This window comes from Denitrificimonas halotolerans, from assembly GCF_034259425.1.
In the GTDB taxonomy this organism is placed as follows: Bacteria; Pseudomonadota; Gammaproteobacteria; order Pseudomonadales; family Pseudomonadaceae; genus Denitrificimonas; species Denitrificimonas halotolerans.
This window is the reverse complement of sequence record NZ_JAXIVU010000011.1, coordinates 20,143-46,678: the sequence shown is the minus strand read 5'-3', so window position 1 is coordinate 46,678 and position 26,536 is coordinate 20,143. Positions and strand designations below refer to the sequence as shown.

The 26,536-nt window shown below is 49.9% G+C and carries 22 protein-coding genes; 18 read left to right on the top strand and 4 right to left on the bottom strand.

Going from position 1 to position 26,536, the window contains the following annotated elements; all coding sequences use genetic code 11:
- Window positions 1–99: 99 nt before the first annotated feature.
- The 12 genes from TOI97_RS08820 to TOI97_RS08765 all read left to right on the top strand — a co-directional run bounded on the left by TOI97_RS08820 (window position 100) and on the right by TOI97_RS08765 (window position 14,364).
- Entirely contained in the window at window positions 100–2,235 is a 2,136-nt protein-coding gene (locus TOI97_RS08820) for a methyl-accepting chemotaxis protein (protein ID WP_321553754.1), read from the top strand.
- A 44-nt stretch (window positions 2,236–2,279) separates the two neighbouring features.
- Window positions 2,280–3,104, top strand: a complete 825-nt coding sequence (locus tag TOI97_RS08815) for a CheR family methyltransferase (protein WP_321553792.1) — start codon at window positions 2,280–2,282, stop codon at window positions 3,102–3,104.
- 55 nt (window positions 3,105–3,159) lie between these two features.
- Entirely contained in the window at window positions 3,160–4,251 is a 1,092-nt protein-coding gene (locus TOI97_RS08810) for a protein-glutamate methylesterase/protein-glutamine glutaminase (protein WP_321553753.1), read from the top strand.
- A 56-nt stretch (window positions 4,252–4,307) separates the two neighbouring features.
- Complete coding sequence (locus TOI97_RS08805) at window positions 4,308–5,870, top strand: methyl-accepting chemotaxis protein (RefSeq protein ID WP_321553752.1); 1,563 nt, start codon at window positions 4,308–4,310, stop codon at window positions 5,868–5,870.
- Window positions 5,871–6,031: 161 nt separating this feature from the next.
- Window positions 6,032–6,421 carry a chemotaxis response regulator CheY gene (gene cheY / locus TOI97_RS08800; protein WP_321553751.1) on the top strand — a complete coding sequence of 130 codons (390 nt, stop codon included), beginning with the start codon at window positions 6,032–6,034 and terminating at the stop codon, window positions 6,419–6,421.
- Window positions 6,422–6,471: 50 nt separating this feature from the next.
- Window positions 6,472–7,167: a protein phosphatase CheZ gene (gene cheZ, locus TOI97_RS08795; protein ID WP_321553750.1), complete on the top strand. Its 696-nt coding sequence runs from the start codon at window positions 6,472–6,474 to the stop codon at window positions 7,165–7,167.
- Window positions 7,168–7,266: 99 nt separating this feature from the next.
- Window positions 7,267–8,433: a flagellar biosynthesis protein FlhB gene (gene flhB / locus TOI97_RS08790; RefSeq protein WP_321553749.1), complete on the top strand. Its 1,167-nt coding sequence runs from the start codon at window positions 7,267–7,269 to the stop codon at window positions 8,431–8,433.
- A 50-nt stretch (window positions 8,434–8,483) separates the two neighbouring features.
- Window positions 8,484–10,508 (top strand): flagellar biosynthesis protein FlhA, encoded by a 2,025-nt coding sequence (gene flhA, locus TOI97_RS08785; protein WP_373332738.1) that lies wholly within the window; start codon window positions 8,484–8,486, stop codon window positions 10,506–10,508.
- A complete protein-coding gene (flhF, locus tag TOI97_RS08780; protein WP_321553747.1) occupies window positions 10,509–12,662 on the top strand; it encodes a flagellar biosynthesis protein FlhF in 2,154 nt (717 codons plus the stop codon).
- A complete protein-coding gene (locus TOI97_RS08775) occupies window positions 12,659–13,138 on the top strand; it encodes a hypothetical protein (protein WP_321553746.1) in 480 nt (159 codons plus the stop codon). Before flhF ends, TOI97_RS08775 begins: the two co-directional genes overlap by 4 nt.
- Entirely contained in the window at window positions 13,135–13,533 is a 399-nt protein-coding gene (locus tag TOI97_RS08770) for a flagellar protein FlhE (RefSeq protein ID WP_321553745.1), read from the top strand. The genes TOI97_RS08775 and TOI97_RS08770 overlap by 4 nt, the downstream gene beginning before the upstream one ends.
- A 126-nt stretch (window positions 13,534–13,659) precedes the next feature.
- Window positions 13,660–14,364: an RNA polymerase sigma factor FliA gene (locus tag TOI97_RS08765; RefSeq protein WP_321553744.1), complete on the top strand. Its 705-nt coding sequence runs from the start codon at window positions 13,660–13,662 to the stop codon at window positions 14,362–14,364.
- A 59-nt stretch (window positions 14,365–14,423) separates the two neighbouring features.
- Here TOI97_RS08765 and TOI97_RS08760 read toward each other — a convergent pair whose 3' ends face one another.
- A complete protein-coding gene (locus tag TOI97_RS08760) occupies window positions 14,424–14,939 on the bottom strand; it encodes a pilin (protein WP_321553743.1) in 516 nt (171 codons plus the stop codon).
- Window positions 14,940–15,199: 260 nt separating this feature from the next.
- Between TOI97_RS08760 and pilB the strand changes: the two genes are divergently transcribed.
- Genes pilB through TOI97_RS08745 form a run of 3 tightly spaced genes read left to right on the top strand, consistent with a single transcriptional unit; the run spans window position 15,200 to window position 18,984 of the window.
- Complete coding sequence (pilB, locus tag TOI97_RS08755; protein ID WP_321553742.1) at window positions 15,200–16,894, top strand: type IV-A pilus assembly ATPase PilB; 1,695 nt, start codon at window positions 15,200–15,202, stop codon at window positions 16,892–16,894.
- Between the two features lie 3 nt (window positions 16,895–16,897).
- Complete coding sequence (locus TOI97_RS08750) at window positions 16,898–18,112, top strand: type II secretion system F family protein (RefSeq protein WP_321553741.1); 1,215 nt, start codon at window positions 16,898–16,900, stop codon at window positions 18,110–18,112.
- A gap of 14 nt (window positions 18,113–18,126) precedes the next feature.
- Window positions 18,127–18,984, top strand: a complete 858-nt coding sequence (locus TOI97_RS08745) for a prepilin peptidase (RefSeq protein ID WP_321553740.1) — start codon at window positions 18,127–18,129, stop codon at window positions 18,982–18,984.
- Window positions 18,985–19,313: 329 nt separating this feature from the next.
- Here the strand turns inward: TOI97_RS08745 and TOI97_RS08740 are convergent, their stop codons facing one another.
- Together TOI97_RS08740 and nth are read right to left on the bottom strand one after the other, a co-directional pair.
- A complete protein-coding gene (locus TOI97_RS08740; protein WP_321553739.1) occupies window positions 19,314–19,496 on the bottom strand; it encodes a PA3496 family putative envelope integrity protein in 183 nt (60 codons plus the stop codon).
- A gap of 110 nt (window positions 19,497–19,606) precedes the next feature.
- Complete coding sequence (gene nth / locus TOI97_RS08735) at window positions 19,607–20,245, bottom strand: endonuclease III (RefSeq protein ID WP_321553738.1); 639 nt, start codon at window positions 20,243–20,245, stop codon at window positions 19,607–19,609.
- A 94-nt stretch (window positions 20,246–20,339) separates the two neighbouring features.
- Here nth and TOI97_RS08730 point away from each other — a divergent pair, with 94 nt between their 5' ends.
- Window positions 20,340–20,618: a transposase gene (locus TOI97_RS08730; RefSeq protein ID WP_321553737.1), complete on the top strand. Its 279-nt coding sequence runs from the start codon at window positions 20,340–20,342 to the stop codon at window positions 20,616–20,618.
- A 13-nt stretch (window positions 20,619–20,631) separates the two neighbouring features.
- Here the strand turns inward: TOI97_RS08730 and TOI97_RS08725 are convergent, their stop codons facing one another.
- Window positions 20,632–21,477 carry a mechanosensitive ion channel family protein gene (locus tag TOI97_RS08725; RefSeq protein ID WP_321553736.1) on the bottom strand — a complete coding sequence of 282 codons (846 nt, stop codon included), beginning with the start codon at window positions 21,475–21,477 and terminating at the stop codon, window positions 20,632–20,634.
- A gap of 331 nt (window positions 21,478–21,808) precedes the next feature.
- Here TOI97_RS08725 and pbpC point away from each other — a divergent pair, with 331 nt between their 5' ends.
- Window positions 21,809–24,154 carry a peptidoglycan glycosyltransferase PbpC gene (pbpC, locus tag TOI97_RS08720; RefSeq protein WP_321553735.1) on the top strand — a complete coding sequence of 782 codons (2,346 nt, stop codon included), beginning with the start codon at window positions 21,809–21,811 and terminating at the stop codon, window positions 24,152–24,154.
- A gap of 120 nt (window positions 24,155–24,274) precedes the next feature.
- Window positions 24,275–26,272 (top strand): peptidase U32 family protein, encoded by a 1,998-nt coding sequence (locus TOI97_RS08715; RefSeq protein ID WP_321553734.1) that lies wholly within the window; start codon window positions 24,275–24,277, stop codon window positions 26,270–26,272.
- Window positions 26,273–26,536 lie beyond the last annotated feature (264 nt).

The window sequence follows — 26,536 nt, the reverse complement described above, 5'->3', positions numbered from 1 at the left end:
CAAGAACAGCGTCCGTTTGTGAACGGGAGCTCAGCACTAAATTAAAGGACAGAGTATATGCTCCGCACTTGGGGTGGGATGCTCTAGAGGAATCATGCTATGCGAAATAATCAGCCGGTTACAAATCGGGAATATGAACTCAATGAGGAAGACTTACTGGTCTCACGCACGGACCTCAAAGGTGATATCACTTACGTTAACCCCAGTTTTGTTAAAGTCAGTGGTTTTGCGCGTGAAGAGTTAGTTGGCGAGCACCATAACGTGGTGCGCCACCCTGATATGCCGCGAGAGGCTTTTGCTAATCTATGGAGCACGGTTCAATCTGGAAAAACTTGGCGTGGTTTGGTGAAAAATCGCCGTAAGAACGGTGACTATTATTGGGTGAATGCTTCGGTATCACCGATTATTGAGAATGGCCAAGTTAAAGGCTATGCCTCATTACGTATTCAAGCCTCACGGGAAGATATCGCTGCGGCAGAAAAAGCATACGCAGAAATCCGCAGTGGGCGTGGTAAAAGTTTGACTTTGCACCAAGGCCAGTTACGCAATAAGGGCCTGAGAGGCTGGTGGCAAGGGATTAATTTCAGCTCTATGCAAGTGCGTTTCAGCGCTTTATTGGGTATGGCTGCGCTGTTTTTGTTGATCATGGCTGGCTTAGGTGTTCTGAATCAACAGCACACGGCGCAACACTTACAAGCATTGACTGAAACTGGATTGGATGATGTGGCACAGCTGCAATATTTGGATCGCCTGAGTGTTCAAGGGCGTGAGCAGCTGTTGGAGAGCCAAACTCGCGGGCGAGAATCCTTGACCCAATACTTGCAACAGCTCAATGCGACGCAGCAAGAAGTTTGGAGCAGTTACGCTGCTAAAGCAGACAATCAAGATGAACGCACAACGCAATTGGGTGCTCAGTTGGAGCAGTACCAACATGCATTATTGGCCGCGGCGGCTGCTCAGGCTGATGCAGGTGTAGCGCTGCAAACTCGGCTGCAGCAGCAGGGGCGTGAATTGTCTGAACAGTTGCAGCGCACGTTACAGGCCAAGCGTCAGTTGGCGTATGAACTCATTGCTCAAGCGCAGCAAGAGCAGCAGCGTACTTTAATGTATCAAGGCATTGTTGTGTTGCTCGGCGTGTTGTTATGTGGGGTTGCCCTTGTGGTTGTACGCCGTTTCTTGCAGCCGCTACGTGATGCTGTCACTTTTACTCTGCAAATTGCTGCGGGTAACTTAGGTGTAGCGCACTTTAAACAAACCAATGATGAAGGTGGGCAAGTTTTCCAAGCTTTAGACATCATGCGTAAAAGTTTGGCCAGTATGGCTGTGGACATTAACCAAGGTATCAGTGTCGTAACCCCAGCAGCGCAAGACATTACCAATGGTAATGAGGACTTGTCTTCTCGTACTGAGCAACAAGCGGCCTCACTGCAGGAGACAGCCGCTAGTATGGAGCAGATCACAGCAACGGTTAAGCAAAACGCGGATAACGCCCGTCAAGTCAGTAGTTTAGCGGAAGAGGCCGTTCACACTGTAGGTGAGAGCGGTGCGGTGATGGGGCAAGTGGTGGAAACCATGGAGCGCATTACGGACAGTTCTCACAGAATGACCGACATCATTAACGTGATCGACTCCATTGCTTTCCAGACCAATATTCTGGCATTAAATGCCTCAGTGGAAGCTGCCCGTGCTGGAGAGCAAGGCCGTGGTTTTGCTGTAGTGGCCAGTGAAGTGCGTAACTTGGCGGGGCGTTCTGCTGATGCAGCCAAAGAAATCCGGTTGTTGATTAATAGTTCTTCCAGTGAGATTGAAAGCGGTGCAGATTTGGTGCGCCGTGCTGAGCAATCCATTGAAAAAGTAGTGGAGTCGGTAACTCGTGTTAATGACATTATGGGTGAAATCTCTGCAGCTTCTGAAGAGCAAAGTGATGGCATCGGGCAAATTAATCAGGCCGTCACTCAGATGGATGAGGTCACTCAACAAAACGCCGCTTTAGTTCAGGCTTCAGCGCATGCCGCCAGCGAGCTTGAAGAGCAAATTGTGCATTTAGCGCACTCTATTGCCGCCTTCCGTGTGCAGGGAACGGAAGAAAAAATGGCAGATACGGCATGGTCGAGTGCACCGCAGAGCGGTACCGCGTTGCAAGCCCATGCAGGCAGCAATCCGGAGCGAGCAAGCGGCTACCGCTTACCTTCGCGTCAACAAGTGGAGGAACAGGATGAATGGGAAACATTTTGAGTCGTTCTAGCGTGATAGGGACACAACGCCCTGCAACTGGGCAAATGTATGAGCGGGATCTGGTGATGACCGATGCCGACTTTCAGAAGATTGCTCGCTTAATTTACCAACATGCGGGCATTGTGCTGGCGGATAACAAGCGCAACATGGTGTACAGCCGTTTGGCTAAGCGTGTGCGAGAGCATGGTTTCTTACAGTTCAGTCAGTATTTGACTTTGCTAGAGCAAAGCAGTTCTGGAGGCGGTGAATGGGAGGCTTTTACGAATGCGCTAACCACTAACCTGACCGCATTTTTCCGAGAAGCCCATCATTTTCCTTTGTTGGCGCAGCATGTGGCAGGGCGCACTGGGCCGGTTCGAGTCTGGAGTGCAGCGGCCTCTACCGGTGAAGAGCCTTACTCTATTGCTATGACGTTATTGGAAACTCTAGGGAGCAGTCACGGAAATATTCAGGTGGTGGGTACCGATATTGATACCGATGCTTTGAGCATCGCTCGCAGTGGTATTTACCCTGTCGAGCAGGTTAAAAAACTGGGTACTGAGCGTACCAAACGGTTTTTTATGCGTGGTACAGGGCGCAATACTGGATTGGCTAAAGTGAAGCCCGAGTTGGCTCGTATTGTAGAGTTTCAACCGTTGAACTTGCTGGCCCCGAGTTGGCCGGTGAGTGGGCAGTTTGACGCTATTTTCTGTCGCAATGTGATGATCTATTTTGACAAGAAAACCCAGGCCCAAATTTTGAAGCGCTTTGCACCTTTGTTAAAGCCTGATGGCTTACTGTTTACCGGTCATTCGGAAAACTTTACTTACATCACTAAGACGTTTCGTTTACGTGGGCAGACGATTTATGAGTTGGTTTCTGATCGCTGAGCCGAATACGCGTGCCGGGTTACTGTGAAACCTTATATTACCAAGGAGAATTGTCTTGAGTGCAGCTAAGATCAAGGTGCTTTGTGTGGATGACTCAGCACTGATTCGCGATCTGTTGCGTGAGATCATTAATGCCAACGATGATATGGAAGTGGTGGCCGTTGCGCCGGATCCATTGGTCGCGCGTGATCTCATTAAAATCCATAATCCAGATGTTCTGACTTTGGATGTGGAAATGCCACGCATGGATGGGTTGGATTTTTTAGAACGTTTGATGCGCTTACGGCCGATGCCTGTGTTGATGGTTTCGTCTTTGACTCAAGCGGGCTCTGAGGTCACTTTGCGTGCTTTGGAGTTAGGAGCATTGGATTTTATTGCCAAGCCAACCTTGGGTATCCGCGGCGGTATGCTGGAATATGCTGAGTTGATTGCAGAAAAGATTCGTGCAGCAGCGCATTCTAAACCCCGTCAATCCTTATTAGTACGACCGCATCGAAACCCAGCTGCTGTGCAGCCAAGTGCACCGAAAAGTGCCCCGCGCGCGCCTTTAATCAGCAGCGAAAAGCTGGTGGCAATAGGTGCTTCAACCGGCGGTACTGAAGCCATTCGTGAGGTGTTGCAGGGCTTGCCGGCGAACGGCCCAGGAATCTTAATTACACAACACATGCCTGGAGGGTTTACACGTTCTTTTGCTGAGCGGTTGGATCGATTGTGCCGTATGCGAGTTAAAGAGGCTGAAGATGGTGAGCGCATCTTGCCTGGCCATGCTTACATTGCGCCGGGAGAGGCACACCTCAAGCTGATCCGTAGCGGGGCTAACTATGTGGTGCGTTTGGATCATGGTGAGCCAGTCAATCGTCATCGCCCCTCAGTAGACGTGCTGTTTGAATCTGTGGCGCAGTATGCTGGGCGCAATGCCTTAGGAGTGATTTTGACCGGTATGGGGAAGGATGGTGCCGCTGGTTTATTGGCGATGCGTCAAGCCGGAGCACAAACGGCGGCGCAAGATGAAGCCAGCAGTGTAGTGTTTGGTATGCCCCGTGAAGCCATTGCGTTAAACGCTGCTGTTGAGGTGCTCAGTCTGGATAAAATAGCACCTTGGCTGTTAGCACAGCTGTCTAAGTCCGGTCGAGCGCAGCGCGTTTAAGTACATTCGTCAGTTGATGTGACAGGTTATTTTTCCCTTCAGCCAGGAAGTGGGTTATGAATCAATTATTGCGCAACATCAGTATCAACTCGGCAATCAACAGTGCCGTGGCCGCATTTGTCGTGTTCATTAGCATCATTGCGGTGCTAGGCTTCAGTGCCAGTCGTGTGGCTGACAATGCCATTCAGTCGCTCAGCCGTGTGAATGTGGGGCACATCAGTCAGGTCGAAATCCATATGCTGCAGGCAGGTTTGCAATTAGAAATAGCGCACACTGAGTTGCAGGCAGAGCGTCATGTTCACAGTGAGCAGGCGCAAGCACAGGCACGTACTTTATTGGCGCAGGCTCGGCAAGGGCTGGAATTGTTTGTGTCGACTGATAAGGCACCGCGCGGGGCAGAATTAGCAGCGGTATTAGCGCGTGATTATCACACTATGTTTGCACTGATGGATGAGCAGTTGCTTGCTTTGGCGCAGGCCCAAATAGCTCAAGCTCGCCGGCTTCGAGAACCGTTGAGTGAGGCGCATCGTAAGTTAGAGAGCAGTACAGCCGACTTTAAAAACTTTGCAGAAAGCCGTGGTAATGGACTGATGAGTGCTTATGAGCAGCAAGTGGCTCAGTTTACATGGGTTGGTATTTTGGTTTTAGCTTTGACGGTATTGGTGATGATTGCTGTGTATTTGGGCTTGCGCTCTATTGTAACTCGGCCATTACGCACAGCGGTGACGAATTTGCAGCACATCGCCAATTTGGACTTGTCCCATCCCATTGCGGTTCAGAGTAAAAACGAAATTGGTCAGCTTTTTACCGCTATGCGTGAGATGCAGGTAGGGCTGCAAAAAACGGTGGGTACAGTACGTAGCAGTAGTCATAGTATTTATGCAGGGGCGCAAGACATTGCCATGGGTAATGCAGATTTATCTTCACGTCTTGAGCAACAGGCCGCCTCTTTGCAAGAAACCGCCGCCAGTATGGAGCAGTTAACCGCTACGGTGAAACAGAACGCAGACAATGCTCGTCAAGCAAGTGGTTTAGCGTTAGATGCTTCAAATACCGCCACCCGTGGCGGGGATGTGGTGGATCAAGTGGTGAGTACGATGGCTTTGATTGCTGAGAGCTCACAGAAAATTTCGGATATTACTGGTTTAATTGATTCCATCGCTTTTCAAACCAATATTTTGGCACTGAATGCCTCCGTAGAAGCGGCTCGTGCTGGTGAGCAGGGGCGTGGTTTTGCTGTGGTGGCTGGTGAGGTGCGTAATTTAGCTGGCCGCAGTGCCGATGCAGCACGAGAAATTCGAACTTTAATTGATAGCTCGGTGGAGCAGGTTCAAACCGGCTCTAAATTGGTGAATCAAGCCGGTGCCACCATCGAGGAGGTTGAAGTGGCCGTGAAGCGTGTCACAGATATTATGGATGAGATTTCTGCTGCCTCTCAGGAGCAAAGCGATGGCATCGGGCAGGTCAATATTGCGGTGGGACAAATGGATGAAGTCACTCAGCAAAACGCATCTTTGGTGCAAGAAGCGGTGTCCGCAGCCGCCGCTTTAGAGGCACAAGCCGGACGTTTGGAGGGGGCAGTGTCTGAGTTTCGTTTAGGTGCGGGGGCTGAGCAGTAACAGTACAGTCTTAATAGACTGCAGCGGGCATCCAACTCAGACATTTCGTGCGCTCTGCAGACACCGGTGGAACAGAGTCAGCATGGCGACTGGGCAATATTTTAACTTTAGGCTGGCATTGTGCTGGCGCTTAAATAATTTACACTCGATGAGGAAGAAACATGGCTAATAAAGATATGAATGTACTGGTGGTGGATGATTTTCCAACCATGCGCCGTATTATCCGTGGACTTTTAAAAGAGCTGGGCTTTAATAACGTTGAAGAAGCCGAAGATGGTCGTGATGCGTTGAATAAACTCAATAGCGGGGCGTTTGAGTTGGTGGTGTCGGATTGGAACATGCCGAATATGGATGGCCTTGAATTATTAAAAGCTATCCGCGCCGATGAAGCTTTAAAACACTTGCCGGTATTGATGGTCACCGCTGAAGCGAAAAAAGATAACATCATTGCTGCAGCGCAAGCGGGTGCCAGTGGCTATGTGGTGAAACCTTTTACTGCAGCTACATTAGAAGAAAAGTTGAATAAGATCTTCGAAAAACTAGGCAAGTAACAGGTAAGTGCATCAAACTAAGGATACAAGCTTAGTCAAGAGAGGTAGTTATGACAGGTACATATGAGCAGCCGCATGCTCCTGATCCAGCTAAGGTTGATGATTTGCTTACCCGTATTGGTCAGCTCACCCGCATGCTCAGAGACAGCATGCTGGAGCTGGGGTTGGATAAAGACATCATGAAAGCCACTGAGTCGATTCCGGATGCTCGAGACCGCCTCAGTTATGTGGCTAGCATGACTGAACAAGCCGCTGAGCGGGCATTGAATGCCATTGATAAAGCTAAGCCGTTGCAGGATGAGCTGGAAGCTGGGGCGCAGGCATTGGATCAGCGTTGGGATGAGTGGTTTGCGAACCCCATTGAGTTGGAGCAGGCGCGTGATTTGGTGGAGCAAACCCGCAGCTATTTGCGTTCTGTGCCGCAGAAAACTCAGGCCACTAATGCTGAGTTGCTAGACATCATGATGGCGCAAGACTTTCAAGATCTGACTGGGCAAGTCATCAAAAAGATGATGGATGTGATTCGAGAAATTGAGCATCAACTGGTGCAGGTATTGCTCGATAGTGTGCAGGAGGATGTGAAGGATGGTGATAAAATCCGTGCCCAGCTTGCACAAAAAAACACTGTCAGCAAAACGCAGCAGGAGCCTTCTTTATTAAACGGCCCGCAAGTGAATAAAGAAGCATCTGATGTGGTGAGTGGACAGGATCAAGTGGATGCATTGCTCGATGATTTGGGTTTTTAAGCATCCTATGTGTGACGCACGGCTGACCGGTTTGTGTTTGAAAATTTAACGGTGACCGCTTATTAACCATCGATTTGCCCACCTGTAGACTTGAGTGCTATGTCTGAAGAATCCAGTGATGAGGAAAAAACCGAAGCCGCAACGCCCCGACGCATAGAAAAGGCGCGAGAGGAAGGTCAGGTGGCGCGCTCTCGCGAGTTGACCACTTTTCTGATGCTGCTGGCAGGGCTGATCGGGTTGTGGAGCATGGGAGATGTGCTCTATGCGCAACTGGGCTTAGTGATGGAGCGCTCTTTTACCTTCGAACGCCAACAAGCGTTTGACGGCAAAGTGATGTTAATGCACGTGCTGATGCTAGGTAAAGACACCCTGTTGACGTTGGTGCCGTTGTTTTTGCTGTTGGTGGTGGTTGCGTTGGTGGCACCAGCTGCTTTAGGAGGCTGGTTGGTTTCTGCCAAGTCTTTAGTGCCGAAGCTCTCTAAATTGAACCCAATTAAAGGGGTGAAGCGGATTTTTTCGACGCAAGCCTTGGCCGAATTGGGTAAGGCCATTGCAAAATCGGTTCTGGTGGGTAGCGTTGCCATCTTCTTTTTGATTGCGAAGCTTGGCGAGCTGATGTCGCTGATGGATCAGCCTTTAACGCAAGCCTTAACCAATGCTTTAAAACTCATTGCCCAAGCCTGCGGTTTGATGGTGCTGACTTTAATAGTCGTGGTGTTGATTGATGTGCCTTATCAATTGTGGAGTCACGCTAAAAAGTTGCGCATGACTAAAGAAGAAATTAAACGTGAACATAAAGAGTCCGATGGCGATCCACACATTAAAGCGCGTATCCGTTCACAACAACAAGCAATGGCACGTAACCGTATGATGAGTAAAGTACCTGAGGCCGATGTTATTATTACCAACCCAACACATTATGCAGTGGCCTTAAATTATCAAGACGGTAAAATGGCCGCGCCCATTGTTGTGGCAAAAGGTGCGGGAGTGGTCGCTGCACGGATTCGCGAGCTAGGGCAAGAGCATGCTGTGCCTATATTGTCGGCACCGCCCTTAACCCGTGCCTTGTACCATCATGTGGATTTAGAGCAAGAAATCCCCATGGAACTCTATACCGCAGTAGCGGAAGTGTTGGCGTGGGCGTTTCAGTTGCGTCGCGTACAAGCTGAAGGCGGTGAAGCACCCACGGTGCCACAGGATTTACCCGTTCCAACTGAAATGACTGAACCTAAAGGTCGCACCCAAGCACAAGAGGAATCTGAATGAATGGGCTGAGCCAGTACTTGGCGCGCTTTAATACGCAATACAAAGGCCAGATGAAAGTCTTGGCCGGCCCACTGCTGATCATCATGATTTTGTCCATGATGATTTTGCCGTTACCGCCTTTTGCCCTTGACCTGTTTTTCACCTTTAACATTGCACTGGCCATTATGGTGTTGCTGGTCAGTATGTTCACTGAAAAACCTTTAGATTTTGCTGCTTTTCCCGCGGTACTGCTGTTTACAACCTTGTTGCGCTTGTCGTTGAACGTGGCGTCAACCCGAGTGGTGTTGATGGAAGGCCATCAAGGGGGGGCTGCTGCTGGGAAAGTGATTGAAGCGTTTGGCCAGTTTCTGGTAGGCGGGAACTTTGCTGTCGGCTTGGTGGTGTTCCTGATTTTAGTGATCATCAACTTTATGGTCATCACCAAAGGTGCGGGGCGCATTGCTGAAGTGGGTGCACGTTTTACCTTAGATGCGATGCCTGGTAAGCAGATGGCCATTGATGCAGATTTAAATGCTGGCTTGATTGCGGAGGATGAAGCGCGTCGTCGTCGTGCAGAAGTGTCTCAAGAAGCTGACTTCTATGGTTCGATGGACGGTGCCAGTAAGTTTGTGCGCGGTGATGCTGTGGCTGGCTTGATCATTATGGCAGTCAATATCATTGGTGGTTTACTGATCGGCATGCTGCAGCACGGTTTGAATTTTGCTGATGCAGCGCAAACCTATGTGCTGCTAGCCATTGGTGACGGATTGGTGGCTCAGATTCCAGCGCTGGTGATTTCTACTGCAGCTGGGGTTACGGTGTCGCGGGTCAACACCGAGCAAGATGTGGGCCAACAGATGCTTACCCAGTTGTTTGTCAGTCCTAAGGTGATGATTTTAGCAGCCGGTGTGATGGGATTGCTGGGGTTAGTGCCGGGCATGCCCAACTTTGTGTTTTTGCTTTTTACCGCCATGCTAGCTGCGTTAGCGTGGTGGACCATGCGCCGTAATGAAGCAAAACTGGTGGATGCTGTGGTGAACACGCCACCCCCTGTGCAAGAAGCACCGGAAGCCAGTTGGGATGATGTACAGTTGGTGGATACTTTAGGCATGGAAGTGGGGCACCGCTTGATCCCTATGGTTGATCAGCGTCAGCAGGGCGAGTTACTCGGGCGGATCAAAAGTGTGCGGAAAAAATTTGCACAAGATATTGGTTTTCTCCCGCCGGTGGTGCATATCCGTGACAACTTAGAGTTGGGACCTAACCTGTACGTGATCACTTTAAAAGGTGCAGAAGTGGGGCGAGCTGAAGTGTATCCAGGCAAATGGCTGGCGATTGATCCCGGCCAGGTGACAGGCCAATTGGACGGTACTCCCACGCAGGACCCAGCCTTTGGTCTGCCTGCGGTTTGGATTGAAGCCAACCAGCGTGAGTATGCCCAAGTGTATGGTTATACGGTCGTGGATGCTAGCACTGTGGTGGCTACCCATTTAAACCACTTATTGCATCAGCATGCTGCTGAAATGCTCGGTCGACAAGAAGTACAGCATTTGTTGGATAAACTGGCGGGGGATAATAAATCCTTGGTGGATGACGTGGTGCCGAAACTGGTCAGTTTGACGCTGTTGCAGCGCTTATTACAAAACCTGCTGCATGAAGAGGTCTCAATTCGTGACATGCGCACCATCTTAGATACTTTAGCCGAGCATGCAACGCAACAAACCGATGTGTTGGAGTTAACAGAAGTGGTGCGGGTGGCTTTAGGGCGTGCCATTACTCAACAATGGTTCGGTGGTGAAGATGAGTTGCGGGTCATGGGCTTGGATGTGAATTTAGAGCAAGTTTTGCTGCAAGCCTTACACAATGGTGGGGGGTTAGAACCAGGTTTAGCTGAAACCTTGATGGCGCAGGCACAAGCGGCATTAGAACGGCAAGAGGCTGCCGGGGAAGCGCCGGTACTGGTCGTACAGCATAGTGTACGGGCGTTATTATCGCGCTTTTTACGTCGGCGCTTGAAATATTTAGTAGTGATGTCTCAAGCTGAAATTCCGGATGATCGTACCCTGAAGGTGATCAATTTAGTGGGGGGCCAGTAATTGAGCGTTAAACGATTTGTCGGTGCTACGACACGTGATGTAATGCGCCAAGTGCGTCTTACCTTAGGCCCCGAGGCACTGATTCTAGCTTCCCGTGAAGTGCCCGAAGGCGTTGAGATTCTAGCCATCGCTGAGGATGATTTAGGGGTGATGACACAAGGCGCTGTTGCAGCGGAAGCCCCTCAGGTTAAGAGCGCAGCGGTTACACCAACGCCAGCAGCGTCACCGGATACTGATTTTGCTGCCTTAAGTTCACGCTTGCTCAGTGAGATGCAAGAGATGCGCGAAATGCTCAGTCGGCAACCTACACACACAGATACTGAAGTGGACCACAGCTTACAAGCATGGGTGCAGCGTTGTGTATTGGATGCCGGCTTTAGTCAGCAATTGGTTGAAGAGTTACTGTCTGAGTTGCCGCCTGTTTTGCTGGTGGAACAGGGCAATGCGGCAGATTGGCTGTACCAACAGTTGAGTGCACGTATTTTGGTGCCGGACAGTGAACTGGAGTTGCTCAATGCCGGTGGGGTGGTAGCGTTAATTGGTCCCACTGGGGTGGGTAAGACTACCACCACTGCGAAGCTGGCCAGTCATTATGTGTTGCATCACGGCAATCAAGGTTTAGCTTTGATCAGCACCGATAGCTACCGTGTCGGTGCAAAAGAACAGTTGGCCATTTATGCCGATATTTTAGGCGTGGATATGTATGCCCTGTCTGAAGAGGTGTCGTTGAAAGATTTGCTGAACAAACTCACAGATAAACACTTGGTGTTGGTTGATACCATGGGTATGAGTCAACGTGATCAACGCTTGGTGGAACAGGTGGGGCAATTGTGTAACGGTGATTTGCCGGTGCGCTTGTTGTTGTTATTGAATGCTGCTAGCCAACGGGAAACCTTGGCTGAAGTGGTTGATACGTATAAAGCAGCAGCGACTGCGGCGGGCGTTCAACTGCAAGACTGTATTCTTACAAAAAGTGATGAGGCCGCGCGCTTAGGTCCATTGCTCGATACCATTATTTATAAAAAACTACGTTTGCACTGGTTGTCTTGTGGGCAGCGGGTGCCGGAAGACCTAGTGCCGGTGGATCGGCAGTTATTGGTGCGTGAAGCACTGGCCATCGCCCATACAAATACTGCGCAAGAAACGCCCAAGGTTTTAGAAAAAACCGTGGTAACGTCAACTGCAGTAGAGTCTCAGTCTGCTGTAGTCAGTAAAACAGGCCGCACCGCTGCTGGGCTCTTTGCTGTTTTAGAGCAGCATGTGCCGGACTTTAACGTCTTACAGCAGGCTTGGGCGTTGATCGGCTTGCCTGTGAGTTTGCAAGCGCAACGCTTATCGGAGTTGTATTCATTGATCCCGCAGCGGGATTGCTCTGCGGTGCTCTGGGCTCGGCAAAAACCTTTGTTTGGTTGCGCTTGGCTGATGCCCGATTTAGCCCTCAGTGACGCAGGATTGCCTTTATTATTGGCACGGCAAGACAATGCAGATCTGGTCAGCCACATTGCGTGGGCGAGCGATACTTTAGGAGTGGCTTCCCATATATTGCCAGGGCTGCCCGAAGCTCCAGTGTGGCAGTGGCTTGCAGAACGGGAAATGCCATGGATTGCTGTAGTGCATGGCAATACGTTTGTGCATTTTCAAGATGCACGTTGCAAGCTGGTGCAATTGCCCAGTGAGCAACTTGCTGCTTATCAAGGTGATTTGCGTTATCGCGGGCAGTCGGTGCAGGTGGTTTTACAGCACTGGCCGGTACAAATGAAAAGTGATAGTACTCAGACACAAGCATGGTGTGCCACTTTAAGTGTGCCTAATAGCGAGTTGGTGGTGGATCGTTATTATTGGCTAGCACCAGACTACGCTGAGATGGGCGATTGTATTCGTTTGATTTTTGAACAGCTGCGTCATGATGAATTACCAGGCTTAACACGGCAGGCGTGGAGTTTGCTTGAAGCATCGGGCTTGGTCGCACAAGACAACGAATTACTGCGTTTTTTATCTACTAGCATCGCAGCTTTGGCTTGTTATTTAGATTATATGCAGACACGTTGGGCAATTGATCTGCGCACTCATTTAGCGCATGTGTTGGGGCGCCGCTCATATAACGCATCGGTGTTATTGGATGCTGTAGTGCACTTATTGGTGACAACAAAATGAATGGAGAAGACCAAGCAGCAGGATTGCGGCGCTGGGTACAAGCACGTGGCCAACAGGATGCATCAAGCGTTGCTGAACCTGTGTCATCAGAGAAAATCACCTTGATGGTGGTTGGCTTGCCTGATGAGTCTGCGGCACAGGTTGCACGGGTGACAGCCGTATTAGAGGCGTGGGCGGCAGCCGGTAAACGCTGGGTTGGCAACCCCGATCATTGGCGAGTAGTGGCACTCGATGTTAACAGTGAGCACCTTGAGCTCCTTGCGAGTCAGCAGAGCCGTTGGGCACTGTGGATTGATATCGATAAGGATGGTTTTCGTAAAGCTTATCGCGTACTACAGCAGCTGGGTTTGCGTTCAGGGCCAAAACGCCTGTTAGCGATGCACCCTCCTGTACAATCAAGTCGTGGCTTATTGAGTAATGTGCAGCAGGCTGCAGAAGAATTGTTTGGCATTGAGCTTTTGGTATTGCAACCATGATGCGAGTATTACAGATCAGTTTATTCTTAGTATTGCTCGGTGGTGCTGCAAACTATAGTATGGCTGCGCCTGGCAGTTGGGTGGCCAGTGCACCGGCCGTGAGGGTGGCTGTTGCAGGACGTATCTATCAGTCACAAGCTTTACAAAGTCCCCAACCTGAGTTACTCAAGGGGCAGCGCACGCGTAGCGTGCGTTGGTCATATCGTGTGCCTGCTGGGCGCGTGGTGCACGCTTGGCTGTGTCAGCAACAGCAGTGCATGCTCGTGGCTGAAAGCGGGCAGACGGATAGCTTAGGGGATCCAACAATGCCTTGGTATTTCCGTTTTCAGTTGCCAGACAATGAGCGACGAGCTGTGATCGTTGAGCAGCTACAACTCATTGTGAACTATCAGTAAAATGAACAATAGAAGCACAGCCTTGCTGGTGAGCAGCGGTTGCAGAATAGGTTGTTGAAGAGCTCTGTCATTTGCTGAGGGAGCGACGATGAGCCCCACGCATTTTGTCAGCCTTGAGGTGGTTATATGTATACAGCGCAAGGAAAGATCAATCAGGAGGTTTTGCTTGAACAGTATTACCCCTTGGTGCGACGTCAAGCTTTGGCATTGTTGGTGCGCTTACCGGCGAGTGTTGAACTTGATGATTTAATTCAAGCCGGCATGGTGGGATTGTTAGACGCTTGGGGTCGGTATGACAGCAGTACAGGTGCGACGTTTGCAACTTTTGCGAGCTTACGCATTCGTGGCGCGATGATGGATGAATTACGTACCCGTGATTGGTTGCCGCGTAGCGTGCGACGCAGTGCACGGGCCATGGACGCGTGTATACATGAATTGGAGCAGCGTTTAGGTCGCCCGCCGGAAGAGCGTGAAATTGCAGCTGAACTGGGCATGAGTTTGTCGGACTATCAGCAATTGTTAGCCGATACCAACAGTGGTCAGTTGCTGGCCTATGAAGAACTGGTTGATGAGCAAGGGGATGTGATCGTTGATGATCAAGAGCGTGCTTCACCACTAAAAGTCGCCTTAGACGGAGAGCGCCGAGAGCGGCTGATTGAAGCAATTGCGGCTCTACCTGAACGTGAGAAGTTGTTGATGGCTTTGTATTACCAAGAAGAGCTTAACCTGAAAGAAATTGGCGCGGTTTTAGGCGTCAGCGAGTCGCGAGTCAGCCAGTTACACAGCCAAGCTGTGAGTCGTTTACGTGGCAAACTCGCGGATGTGCGCTGACAGACCCGTTTGTCGCGCACGGCTGTTAGTATTTGCAATGGCTGTTTTAGCTCAGGTTATTAGCCACCGCTGTTACCGGTTGTTGCAGTGCTAAAACGGCAAGAAGCAGGCAAGTATTTAACGTCGACACCTTCTGTTTCCGTTGGTCCACACTCCCAGCGAGCAATGGCATTGAGCGTATTGTTTTGCAGTGGAGTACAGCTGTTCTCATCAGTATTGATACAAGGTGAAAGTTGCACCTGTTTACCCTCTAAGTTACCGCTAAAACCACGGGTTTTGACCACAATGTTACCTGTGGCATCGGTTGTCACTGACTGTACGTATTTGGAAACGGGGGTGGTTGCATCGCCGTTTTCGCATCCCCAATTGCCGGCACCGGGTAGTTGAGTACTCAATTGCACCGTTTCAGACACCGTTATGCGGCAGTTAGAAGCAGCTAAAATTACCTCGGACATTTTGGCGCGTAGGCTGTAGTTTTGATAGGCCGGTAAGGCAACAGCTGCCAAAATACCAATAATTGCCACCACGATCATCAGCTCGATGAGCGTGAACCCTTGTTGTAGATGTCCTTTCATAGTGAAACTCCCAGTGCTTGCGCAACTATGTATTGATTAGCTTGCTTCTGAGGCAGTGACTGAGCTTTGCATTCGTCTAGATCATTAAGTATGGATAGCGCGCTGCTGTGGTTACTGCCTCTAGTTTGTATGTTAGTCAAGAAAATAAATCTTGCTGTAAAAAACGCGTGAATTGTGCATCGCCTAGGCGCATTGGCCGAGTGTTCGATTGTGGTCTATATATAAAGTTGATCGAGGCTGGTATGGCATGAGGTGTAGGCATGGAGGCTGATATGCATTTGCTGGGGTTGGCACGGCAGTTGGTGACGTCCGGTCTGTTGGATGCGCAAAAGGTGCATGCAGCTGTGCATCAGGCGCAACAACAGCGCATTCCTTTGGTGACTTGGTTGGTGCAAAACAAATGGGTTGATAGCCGTGTGTTGATGGAGTTGGCAGCTGAGCAGTTTGGGGTGACCGCTATTGACTTAAATACAGTACAGTTGGAAGAGGCTCAGAAGGACTTAATCAGTGAAACATTGGCTCGTCAGCACCGTATTTTGCCCTTATACCGGCGAGCCAACACCTTGTACATCGCGATGTCAGATCCGGGGAATACGCAAGCGATCAATGACATTCAATTCAGTACCGGTGTTGCAGTGGAGCCACTGTTGGTGGAAGACGATAAGCTGGGCTATGCCATTGATAAGCTGTACACAGCGTCTGCTTCGGAGTTGGATAGCATCGATGTAGCAGAATTGAACCGTCTTGCTGTGGAACAGGTCGAGCCGGCAGATTTAATGCTCGGTGATGAGAGTGAAGCAACACCGGTGGTGCGCTTTGTACATAAGATTCTCATGGATGCAGTGCATACAGGGGCTTCAGATGTGCATTTTGAACCTTATGAAAACCGCTACCGAGTCCGCTTTCGCACCGATGGTGTATTGCATGAAAAAGCTAAGCCGCCTATTCAGTTGCGTGAACGCATTGCTGCACGCTTAAAAATCATGGCCAGTATGGATATTTCTGAACGGCGTAAACCGCAAGATGGGCGCATCAAACTGAAGTTGTCGGAGCATCAGTCAGTCGACTTTCGAGTGAATACCTTACCGACGTTGTGGGGTGAAAAGATTGTATTGCGTTTGTTAGATGCCGCACGCCTACAAATCAGTATTGATGCTTTAGGCTTTGAGGCACAGCAACAGCGGTTGTATAGCGAGGCACTCAGTCAAGCACAGGGCATGATCTTAGTGACCGGTCCTACGGGGTCAGGAAAAACAGTGTCTTTGTACGCAGGCTTGCATCAAGTTAATAGCGGCGAGTTGAATATTTTGACTGCAGAAGATCCAGTGGAGATCAATTTAGATGGGGTGAACCAAGTCAATGTGAACCCTAAGCAAGGCTTGGATTTTGCTACTGTGCTCAGGGCATTTTTACGTCAAGACCCAGACGTCATGATGGTGGGAGAGATTCGAGATTTAGAAACAGCAGAAATTGCTATTAAAGCCGCACAAACAGGGCATTTGGTCTTGTCCACTTTGCATACCAACAGTGCGGCCGAAACCTTGACTCGTTTATGCAATATGGGGATTGCACCTTTCAATCTTGCCACATCTGTCAGCTTGATCATCGCGCAGCGCTTGGTGCGTCGCTTATGTGACTGTAAGCAGCCGCAGCAGCTAGCGGAACACATTTTAATCAAAGAGGGGCTGAGTAAGGCACAGGTTGCAAATTGTCATTTGTATCAGGCGCAGGGTTGCGAGCAATGCCAAGGCGGATATCGCGGACGTATGGGGATCTATGAGGTGGTCAAAATCACACCGGCACTGCAGCACATCATTATGCAAGGTGGTAATGCTTTAGATATAGCTAAGCAGATGCGCCAAGACGGCTTTATTAGTTTGCGTGAGGCTGGTTTGCTTAAAGTGCTGCAGGGCGTGACCGGCTTGGCAGAAATCAACCGTGTGACGCAGGAATAACGCATGGCTCGGCATTCTTCCTCTAAAGTGTATGTGTGGGTGGGGCGCAATCGACAAGGCACTCAAGTGTCTGGGCAAATTAAAGCGCAAAGTGCTGTTGCGGTACGGGTCATGCTGCGTAAGCAAGGCATTACCCCTACGCAAGTGCGTCGGCAAAGAAGGGTGTCGTGGCAACGGAATCAAGCTATTCGGCCTTTGGATATTGCTGTTTTTACCCGGCAAATGGCCACCATGCTCAAAGCCGGTGTGCCTCTGCTGCAAAGTCTCGATATTATTGCTGAGGGCATTGAAAAGCCAGCATTGCGCGCATTGTTGGATGAGCTGAAAATAGGCATTGCGGCCGGTAATCGTTTGGCCAGCACTTTACGCCAACATCCTGCTTATTTTGATGAGCTGTACTGCAATTTGGTTGCGGTGGGCGAACAAACCGGAGCGTTAGAGTTGCTCTTAGAACGCATTGCCACCTACAAAGAAAAAACCGAACATCTTAAAGCAAAAATTAAAAAAGCACTGCGTTATCCATTCGCTGTAATGGCAGTGGCTGTGCTTGTAAGTTGGGTGCTATTGGTTAAGGTGGTGCCGCAGTTTGAAGAGATATTTATCAGTTTTGATGCACAGTTGCCGCTGTTTACCCTTGGGGTAATCGCGTTATCTGAGTACTTACAGAATCATGCGGGGGTATTGTTGGGTTTCATTGCGCTCGTAGGCTTAGGGGTACAGCGTCTGTGGCGTAGCTCAACGCGACTGCGCAGTTGTTGGGAGCGCTTTGTATTGCGCTTACCGGTGGTGGGCAATATTGCTTATCACGCAGCAGTGGCACGTTTTGCCCGTACTTTAGCTACAACATTTGCAGCCGGTGTACCCTTGCTGGATGCTTTAGAATCTGTAACGGGCTCGGTGGCTAACGTGGTGTTTAGGGAAGCTGTGCAGCAGGTCAAACGTGATGTGGCTAATGGTATGCAGTTGCATTTTGCGATGCGTAATACAGCAGTATTTCCAGTAATGGCAGTACAATTGACCGCCATTGGTGAGGAGTCCGGTAGCTTAGATGCCATGTTAGATAAAGTAGCTGTGTATTATGAACAGCAAGTGGAGCAGGCGGTGGATGGTTTAACCGCACTTATGGAACCACTGATTCTGTCAGTATTAGGGGTTTTAGTTGGTGGTTTAATCATTGCCATGTATTTGCCGATTTTTGAATTGGGCGCAGTCTTTTAAATTGGGATGTGTTGATGTGGGTTATTGAGCTGTGGCGCAGCGATGCTGGAATATTTGTTTTAAGCGTGGGATTGCTTGGGCTTATTGTGGGCAGTTTTATCAATGTGGTGGTGTATCGTTTGCCAAAAATGCTGATGCAGGATTGGCGTCAACAAGCTCGTGAGATTTTACAGTTACCCGCGGAGACAGATAGCACGCCTTATAACCTGGCTAGGCCCAACTCAAGTTGTCCGAACTGTGGTCACCAACTTAAGTTTTGGGAGAAGATTCCATTGCTCAGTTGGTTGTACTTACGTGCGCGTTGCAGTGCTTGTCGTGCCCCCATTAGCTGGCGCTATCCATTGGTAGAGGTGGCTTGTGGACTGCTCTCCGCGCTGATTGCTTGGCGCTATGGGGTGAGTCTTGCAGGGGGCGCCATGTTGTTGTGCACTTGGAGCCTGCTGACGATGAGCTTAATTGATGCGCAGCAGCAAATTGTGCCTGATGTCATAGTGCTACCGATGCTGTGGTTGGGATTAATTCTTAACAGTTTTGGTGTGTTTGTCAGTTTACCCGAAGCATTTTGGGGTGCAGTGATCGGTTACATGAGTTTATGGACGGTGTTTTGGCTGTTTAAATGGATCACTGGGCGAGAAGGTATGGGGTATGGAGATTTTAAACTCTTGGCCATGCTGGGTGCTTGGGGAGGGTGGCAGGTGCTGCCCGGTACGATTTTAGTCTCATCGGCATTGGGTTCTATTGTTGGGGTATTGATACTGCGTTGGCAGGGTAATCATTATAGTCAGCCCATTGCTTTTGCCCCTTTTATCGCTATTGCTGGTTTTATTGTCTTACTGTGGGGGAATGGGATGTTGTTTATCAAAATCGCGTAAGACCTGGTACTTTTAGTGCGAGGATGGATAGCAGAGTTGCTTATGCAACCCTGCTGGGGTTTTGTCTGCTGCTCAATGTATTGCCGGATCACTGCAATAGGCGCTCCGCATTGTAGCTGTTTGCCCGAGTCGAGGCCGAAAGGTACCGCAGGGCTTGGAATAAGAGAATGGATAGTGGGTGCGGTGCCGCTCACGATCGCGATGTTAATGCGGTACGGAATATTCTTGCGGCCGGGCATGGCCGTCTAGCAGTAGGAATCCCTGTCTTTTAGGTCGGGGAGGATGTCAATGCAAGACAACGAGTCCTGTGGGGACTCGTTGTTAGGGGCTCAGTCAAGGTCGAAATCATAGTCGGCCATTTGTTTTTGCAAACGGCGCTCAGCAAGTAGATTGTCAATCATCCGGCGTTTAGCTAAAGCGGTTTTTGCAACCACTGCTGGCGATTCTTCCTCAATTTCTTCCGCATCTTCTGCGATGAAATCATCATCTAAATCTAAATCTTCTTTGCTCATGATAAATGCCTCGCATACGGGGGTTTCCGTTCGCGCACCTTATAACCTATAAACCTAGGCTTGGTAAAAAAGATTTTTTTTATGAGTTTGATAGATTTTGATAATAAAAACTAATCGTCAGAGGTTTTCTCTTTAAACTCACATAAATCTTCGATGCGACAACTGCCACAACGGGGTTTCCGCGCTTGGCACACATAGCGTCCATGCAAAATGAGCCAGTGGTGAGCATCCAGTAAAAACTCTTTAGGCACCACTTTGAGCAACTTTTTTTCTACTTCTAAGACATTTTTCCCAGGGGCAATATTGGTGCGGTTACTGACGCGGAAAATATGGGTGTCCACCGCCATAGCCACTTGGCCAAAAGCAGTGTTGAGCACCACATTTGCAGTTTTACGGCCGACACCGGGCAGGGCTTCCAATGCTTTACGCGTTTCTGGTACTTGGCTGTTGTGTTGCTCAATTAAAATTCTGCACGTTTCGATGATATTTTTGCTTTTGGTGGGGTACAGACCAATGGTTTTGGTGTACTGGCAAAGCCCTTCGTAACCTAGAGCGTAAATGGCTTCAGGGGTGTTGGCTACGGGAAACAGTTTGTCAGTGGCTTTGTTCACTCCGACATCAGTGGCTTGTGCAGATAAAATGACAGCGATCAGTAACTCAAACGGGGAGCTGTAGTTGAGCTCGGTTTCGGGCTTAGGATTGTCTTCCTGGAAACGGCGGAAAATCTCATAACGCTTAGCGGCATTCATGGGGTTCACTCGATCACAAAAGTTGATGATTAAAGTTACTCATAGTTGAGCATGATACAGCTTTATCAAAATCGCGTAAGACCTCGCACTTTTAGTGCTAGACGCTGGTTGGGGGCAATTAAAAACAATGCTGGACTATAAATGCGCTCACGCAGGCATTGTTTTTAAGGAAGTTGACGAGGCATACACCACCCAAACCTGTTCGAGTTGTGGCAGTTTGCCCGAGTCGAGGCCGAAAGGTATCGCAGGATTTGGAATAAGAGAATGGACGTGCAGTGGGTGTGGTGTCACCCACGATCGCGATATCAACGCGGCACGTCACATTCTCGCGGCCGAGCATGGCCGTCTAGCAGTAGGCATCCCCCTCCTTTAGATCGGGGAGGATGTCAATCTGCTTCGGATATTTGATGGACGTGAACAGTGCGCTGTGGGAATGGGAAACTGAGACCTTCACGGTCAAAGGCTTCTTTTGCTTGTTCTTGAATATCAAAGAACACACCCCAGTAATCGGCACTTTTGGTCCACATACGCAGTGACATATTGACTGCGTTGTCGCCTAAAGAGGTCATATACACCACGGCTGCAGGGTCTTTAAACACACGTTCATCGGCTGCGGCTAACTCCAGTAATACCTTACGTGCAAGTTTAATATCGTCATTGTAGTCAATGCTCACATTGACATCTACGCGACGGGTGGGTTTGGTGGAGTAGTTGACAATGCTGCCATTGGATAATGCACCATTGGGTAAAATAATTACCTTGTTATCTGCTGTACGCAGCTGGGTGTGGAAAATTAAAATGCTTTCCACTGTTCCGGAGATCCCTTGGGCTTCAATGAAGTCTCCAGCACGGAAGGGGCGCAAAAATAGAATTAAAACACCACCAGCAAAGTTAGCTAAACTGCCTTGCAAGGCTAAACCTACGGCCAAACCTGCGGCACCAATAAGGGCAATAAAAGACGTGGTTTCAATGCCAATCATGCCTGCAACGCTTAACAGCAGTAGGATGCGCAGTAATGCATTACACAAAGAGCCTAAAAAGCCCGTCAGCATGGCGTCGGCATGACGCTTTTGCAGTGTATTGACCAGTAGTGCAGTGATGCGGTTGATCAGCCACCAACCGACAGCGAGGGTCACCAGTGCGAAGATCGCTTGGCCACCGTACTTGACAGCGAGAGGTAACCAGTTGGTTTGGATCTCTTGTAACCAGGAGTCAATGGGAATGTCTTGCATGGATAATCTCAGTTGTTTGTGAGTGGATGCGCTATTTTGTCACGGCTGAGATTGGTATTAAAGACTTGAAGTGTGTTGAAACAGCTTATTTATGCGGCAGAAATCAATTGCTTTGGTATGTTTTCCAGCTTAAACAAGGGCGGTGAGAAGTTACGTGCTTGCAGTACAATTACTGCGGATATGGCCGTGTGTATCGTTCGGAACGGGTGATTGTGAGCTGTGAACATGGCTTGGATTCTGAGGCCTAAAGACAAGAGCTGATGTGCACTAAACGGCTTGGTTTTGACGTGAGCCTGGGGTACCAACCGTTCTTAATTACAAGGAGAAACACTTGAAGCAAGCAAAGCAACACCGAGGCTGGCGTGGCTTAGGCTGGGCGAGTTTAGGCGTGCTGCTGATCTGTATAGGTGTGTGGCTGGCGGATCGCTTGGATCCTTTGCCCTTACCGCAAGATGATATGGCGCGCGTGGTGCTGGCACAGGATGGTACTCCGCTGTGGCGTTTTGCGGATGCTAAGGGTGTGTGGCGTTATCCGGTGCAGATTGAGCAGGTTTCACCATACTATATTGAAGCCTTGTTAGCTTACGAAGACCGGTGGTTTTATCAGCATCCAGGTATAAACCCTTTCGCCATTGCACGTGCAGCGTGGCAAAACCTAAAGGCAGGCCGTATTGTGTCGGGCGGCAGTACTTTATCAATGCAGGTGGCACGTTTATTGGATCCGCATCCACGCACATTGCGCGGTAAATTGCGTCAGCTGTGGCGTACTTTACAGTTGGAATGGCATTTATCTAAAGATGATATTCTCACGCTGTATCTCAATCGAGCACCCTTCGGTGGGACTCTAGAAGGCGTGGCTGCCGCCAGTTGGTCCTATTTAGGGCGATCACCGCAAAGCTTAGGCCGTGCCGAAGCAGCACTTTTAGCTGTGTTGCCACAAGCGCCTAGCCGTTTACGTCCTGATCGTCACCCTGAACGGGCGCAAGCAGCGCGCGATAAAGTTTTGCAACGTTTAGCTGCCTTTCAAGTGTGGCCGCAAAGCGCGGTTAACGACGCCTTGCAAGAAGCCGTCTGGTTGGCGCCACGGGAGCAGCCTGCTTTAGCGCCGTTATTAGCACGACGCTTAAATCAAGCCGGTAGTCCGGCCGTGATTGAAACCACCATTGATGTTCAATTACAGCGCCGCTTAGAAGACATGCTTTTGGGTTGGCGAGTACGATTGCCTGAGCGCACATCGGCCGCCATTGTTGTGGTTGAACATGAAAGTATGGCGGTACAAGCGTATTTGGGCTCGGTTGATATTGCCGATGATCAGCGATTTGGCCATGTGGATATGGTGCAAGCCGTACGCTCACCGGGCTCCACTTTAAAACCGTTTTTATATGCTATGGCGTTGGATGAAGGGCTGATTCATTCTGAGTCTTTATTGCAGGATGTACCGCGCCACAGCAGTGATTACCGTCCGGGGAATTTCTCTGAAGGTTTCAGTGGACCTGTATCCGTCAGTCAAGCGTTGTTCCGTTCTCTGAATTTGCCTGTGGTGCAACTGTTGGACGTCTATGGGCCGAAGCGTTTTACCGGGGAGTTACGTAATGCTGGAATACCGCTGATCTTGCCGCAAGGGGCTGAACCCAGTTTGGCTCTGATTTTAGGCGGCGTGGGGTCACATTTAGAAGGTTTGGTCAGTGGCTTCAGTGCTTTTGCGCGGCAAGGTCAGGTGGCGCAATTGCGTTTTCAGCCACAGCAAGCCTTAGTGGAAAAGCCTTTACTGTCCCCTGGGGCTGCATGGATTGTACGGCGCATCTTGGCGGATCGACAGCGTCCGCAGTGGCATGTCACGCGGGATAGCCTTGAGCCCGCACCGTTAGCATGGAAAACCGGTACCAGCTATGGTTTTCGTGATGCATGGGCTGTCGGGGTCAGTGCGCGCTATTTAATTGGAGTGTGGATCGGCCGTCCCGACGGTACACCTGTGCCGGGCCAGTTTGGCTTGGCTTCAGCGACACCTTTATTGTTGCAAGTACAGGATGTCCTAAAACACCGTGATCGTCAGCATAACAGGGTCGCGCCGCCGGATCCTCGACCGCCTGAAGTTGGAGTCGCTGCCATTTGCTGGCCTTTAGGACAAACCTTACCGCGCAGCGATGATAACTGCCGCCGTTTGCGCGTTGCTTGGACGCTTAATGGCACCGTGCCGCCCACGCTGACCATGGGAGACAGTTTCAGCAGTGATTTGCAGCCTTTGGTTTGGCTCAACCAGCAGGGCTTGCGTGTGGCACAACACTGCCCTGGTGCAGAGCCGCAACGCATTGCTTTGTGGCCTAGCGCACTGGAACCATGGTTGCCTGAAAAAGAACGCCGCTCTGCTCGTTTAGCGCCCATTGATCCTAAGTGCCCGCCTGCCGTAGGGGTGATCACTGAAGCGTTACAAATTGTTGGGGTGAATTCCGGTGATCGCTTGCAAACACCGGCTGGCCGTCAGACCGAATTACGCCTGCAGTTTTCAGTGCAAGGTGGCGGGGCACAGCATTGGTGGTACCTCAATGGCGTTCCGGTGGGACGCAGCGAAAACGGGCAAAATTTTGACTACAGTTTTGACAAGGCTGGCGTGTATCAACTCAGTGTATTGGACGAGCAGGGACAAACCGGCACTGTACAGTTCTCTATCGTGCAATGATGCTTTGCCGCTGCCCCTTAGGCCTGTGGTAAACTGCGCGGATCAAAAATAATTGCCGGTCGCGCCTTAAACAGCGGCCTTGCATGTTTAATCTCCTATATTTATTTGAATTGAAAAACTATGTCCTTACCCTTGCACCATCTTGAGTTACTCAGTCCTGCCCGCGATGCCACCATTGCTAAAGAAGCCATTTTGCATGGCGCTGATGCGGTTTATATTGGTGGGCCGAGTTTTGGGGCAAGGCATAATGCCAGTAACAGCCTCAGTGATATCGCAGACTTAGTGGCGTTTGCCCATCTATTTCACGCGAAAGTCTTCGTCACCATCAATACCATTTTGCATGATGATGAATTGGAGTCTGCCCGCGCCTTAATTTGGCAGCTGTATGATGCCGGTGTGGATGCCTTGATTGTGCAGGACTTGGGCATTATGGAAATGGATCTGCCGCCTATCGAGCTGCATGCCAGTACTCAAACGGATATCCGCACTTTAGATAAAGCTCAGTTTTTATCTAAAGTGGGTTTTTCCCAGCTGGTATTGGCGCGAGAGCTGAACCTGCAAGAGATTCGCCAAATCAGTCAAAGTGTAGATTCTGCCATTGAGTTTTTTATTCATGGGGCGCTGTGTGTGGCCTTCTCGGGCCAATGCAACATTTCCCATGCGCAGACTGGACGCAGTGCCAACCGAGGGGATTGTTCCCAGGCGTGTCGCCTGCCGTACACCTTAAAAGATGATGAGGGCCGAGTCGTAGCCTACGATAAGCATTTGCTGTCGATGAAAGACAACAATCAAAGCGCTAATTTGCGCGATTTGGTGGACGTCGGAGTGCGCTCTTTTAAGATTGAAGGGCGTTACAAAGATATGACCTACGTGAAAAATATCACTGCGTATTACCGTCAGCAGTTGGATGAGATTCTATTGGATCGTCCAGATTTGGCTCGGTCCTCCAGTGGTTTTACAGAGCATTTCTTTGTACCTAATCCCGATAAAACCTTCCACCGTGGCAGCACTGATTATTTTGTGACAGAGCGCAAAATCGATATTGGGGCCTTTGATTCACCTAAATTTGTTGGCTTGCCAGTGGGTGAGATTCTGGGAGTGGGTAAACAGGACATAACCGTACAGACCCATGAACCCCTCAGTAACGGTGACGGCCTTAACGTGCTGCATAAGCGTGAGGTGGTGGGTTTTCGTGCCAACACTGTGCAGCAGCTCTGTGAGTATGAACAAGAAGGGCAATTGTTACGTCAGTACTTAGTGGTGCCGAACGAAATGCCCCCTGAGCTCAAAACCTTACGCCCGCCGTATCCGCTGAACCGCAACTTGGATCATAACTGGCAGCAGGCGCTGCAAAAGAAGTCTGCAGAGCGCCGCGTATTAGTGGATTGGTTGGTGCAGTTGGATGAGCAACAGCTGCGTTTGACTGCCACCAGTGAGGAAGGGGTGAGCGTGAGTCTTGATTTGGCTGGGCCTTTCAGCGTCGCCAGTAATCCAGATAAGGCCACCGCCCAACTGGAAGACACTTTAACCAAACTGGGCACCACGATTTATCATGCGCAACGTGTGGAGATTCAAGCAGAACAGGCGTGGTTTATTCCAGGATCACAGCTGAAAGCCTTGCGCCGTGAGGCCATTGCTGCCTTAACTGCTGCCCGTGTGGCTGCACATCCGAAAGGTTATCGCAAAGCGGTGAGTGATCCAGCACCCGTGTACCCCGAGACGCATCTGACGTTTTTAGCCAACGTCTATAATGAAAAAGCCCGAGCTTTTTATCACCGTTATGGTGTGCAGTTGATTGACGCTGCCTATGAAGCACATGAAGAAGCGGGTGATGTGCCTGTGATGATCACTAAACACTGCTTACGCTTCTCCTTCAATTTGTGTCCAAAACAAGCCAAAGGTGTGACCGGCGTGCGCACTAAAGTACGGGATATGCAGTTGATTCATGGGGATGAAGTGCTGACCCTAAAATTTGATTGTAAGCCTTGTGAAATGCACATCATTGGTAAAATGAAAAGCCATATATTCAATATGCCTCAGCCGGGTAGTAGCCAAGCAAATGCTGGCGTGGTGGGGCATATCACTCCGGAAGAGCTGATCAAAACGATTCAGCGTTAATGGAGCGTGTTGCACTGCTGACGGGCATTGTGTCCCAATGCTGCAGCAGTGCCTCATTCGCGTTGCTTCAAACCGCGCTGACAGCCTTTGTATTGCGCTTGGGGCGTGACGCGCAGAGCAGAGTAGTGCATGACAGGTCGCTTGAAGCGTGTTGTTCATGCCGTAAAAGCATGCTGCGAATCCTGCAAATCATTCTATGATTGCTTGTAAATACTCATGTAACCTTTGTGGGTCAACATAGACCTGCAACCCGCATCTAACCAT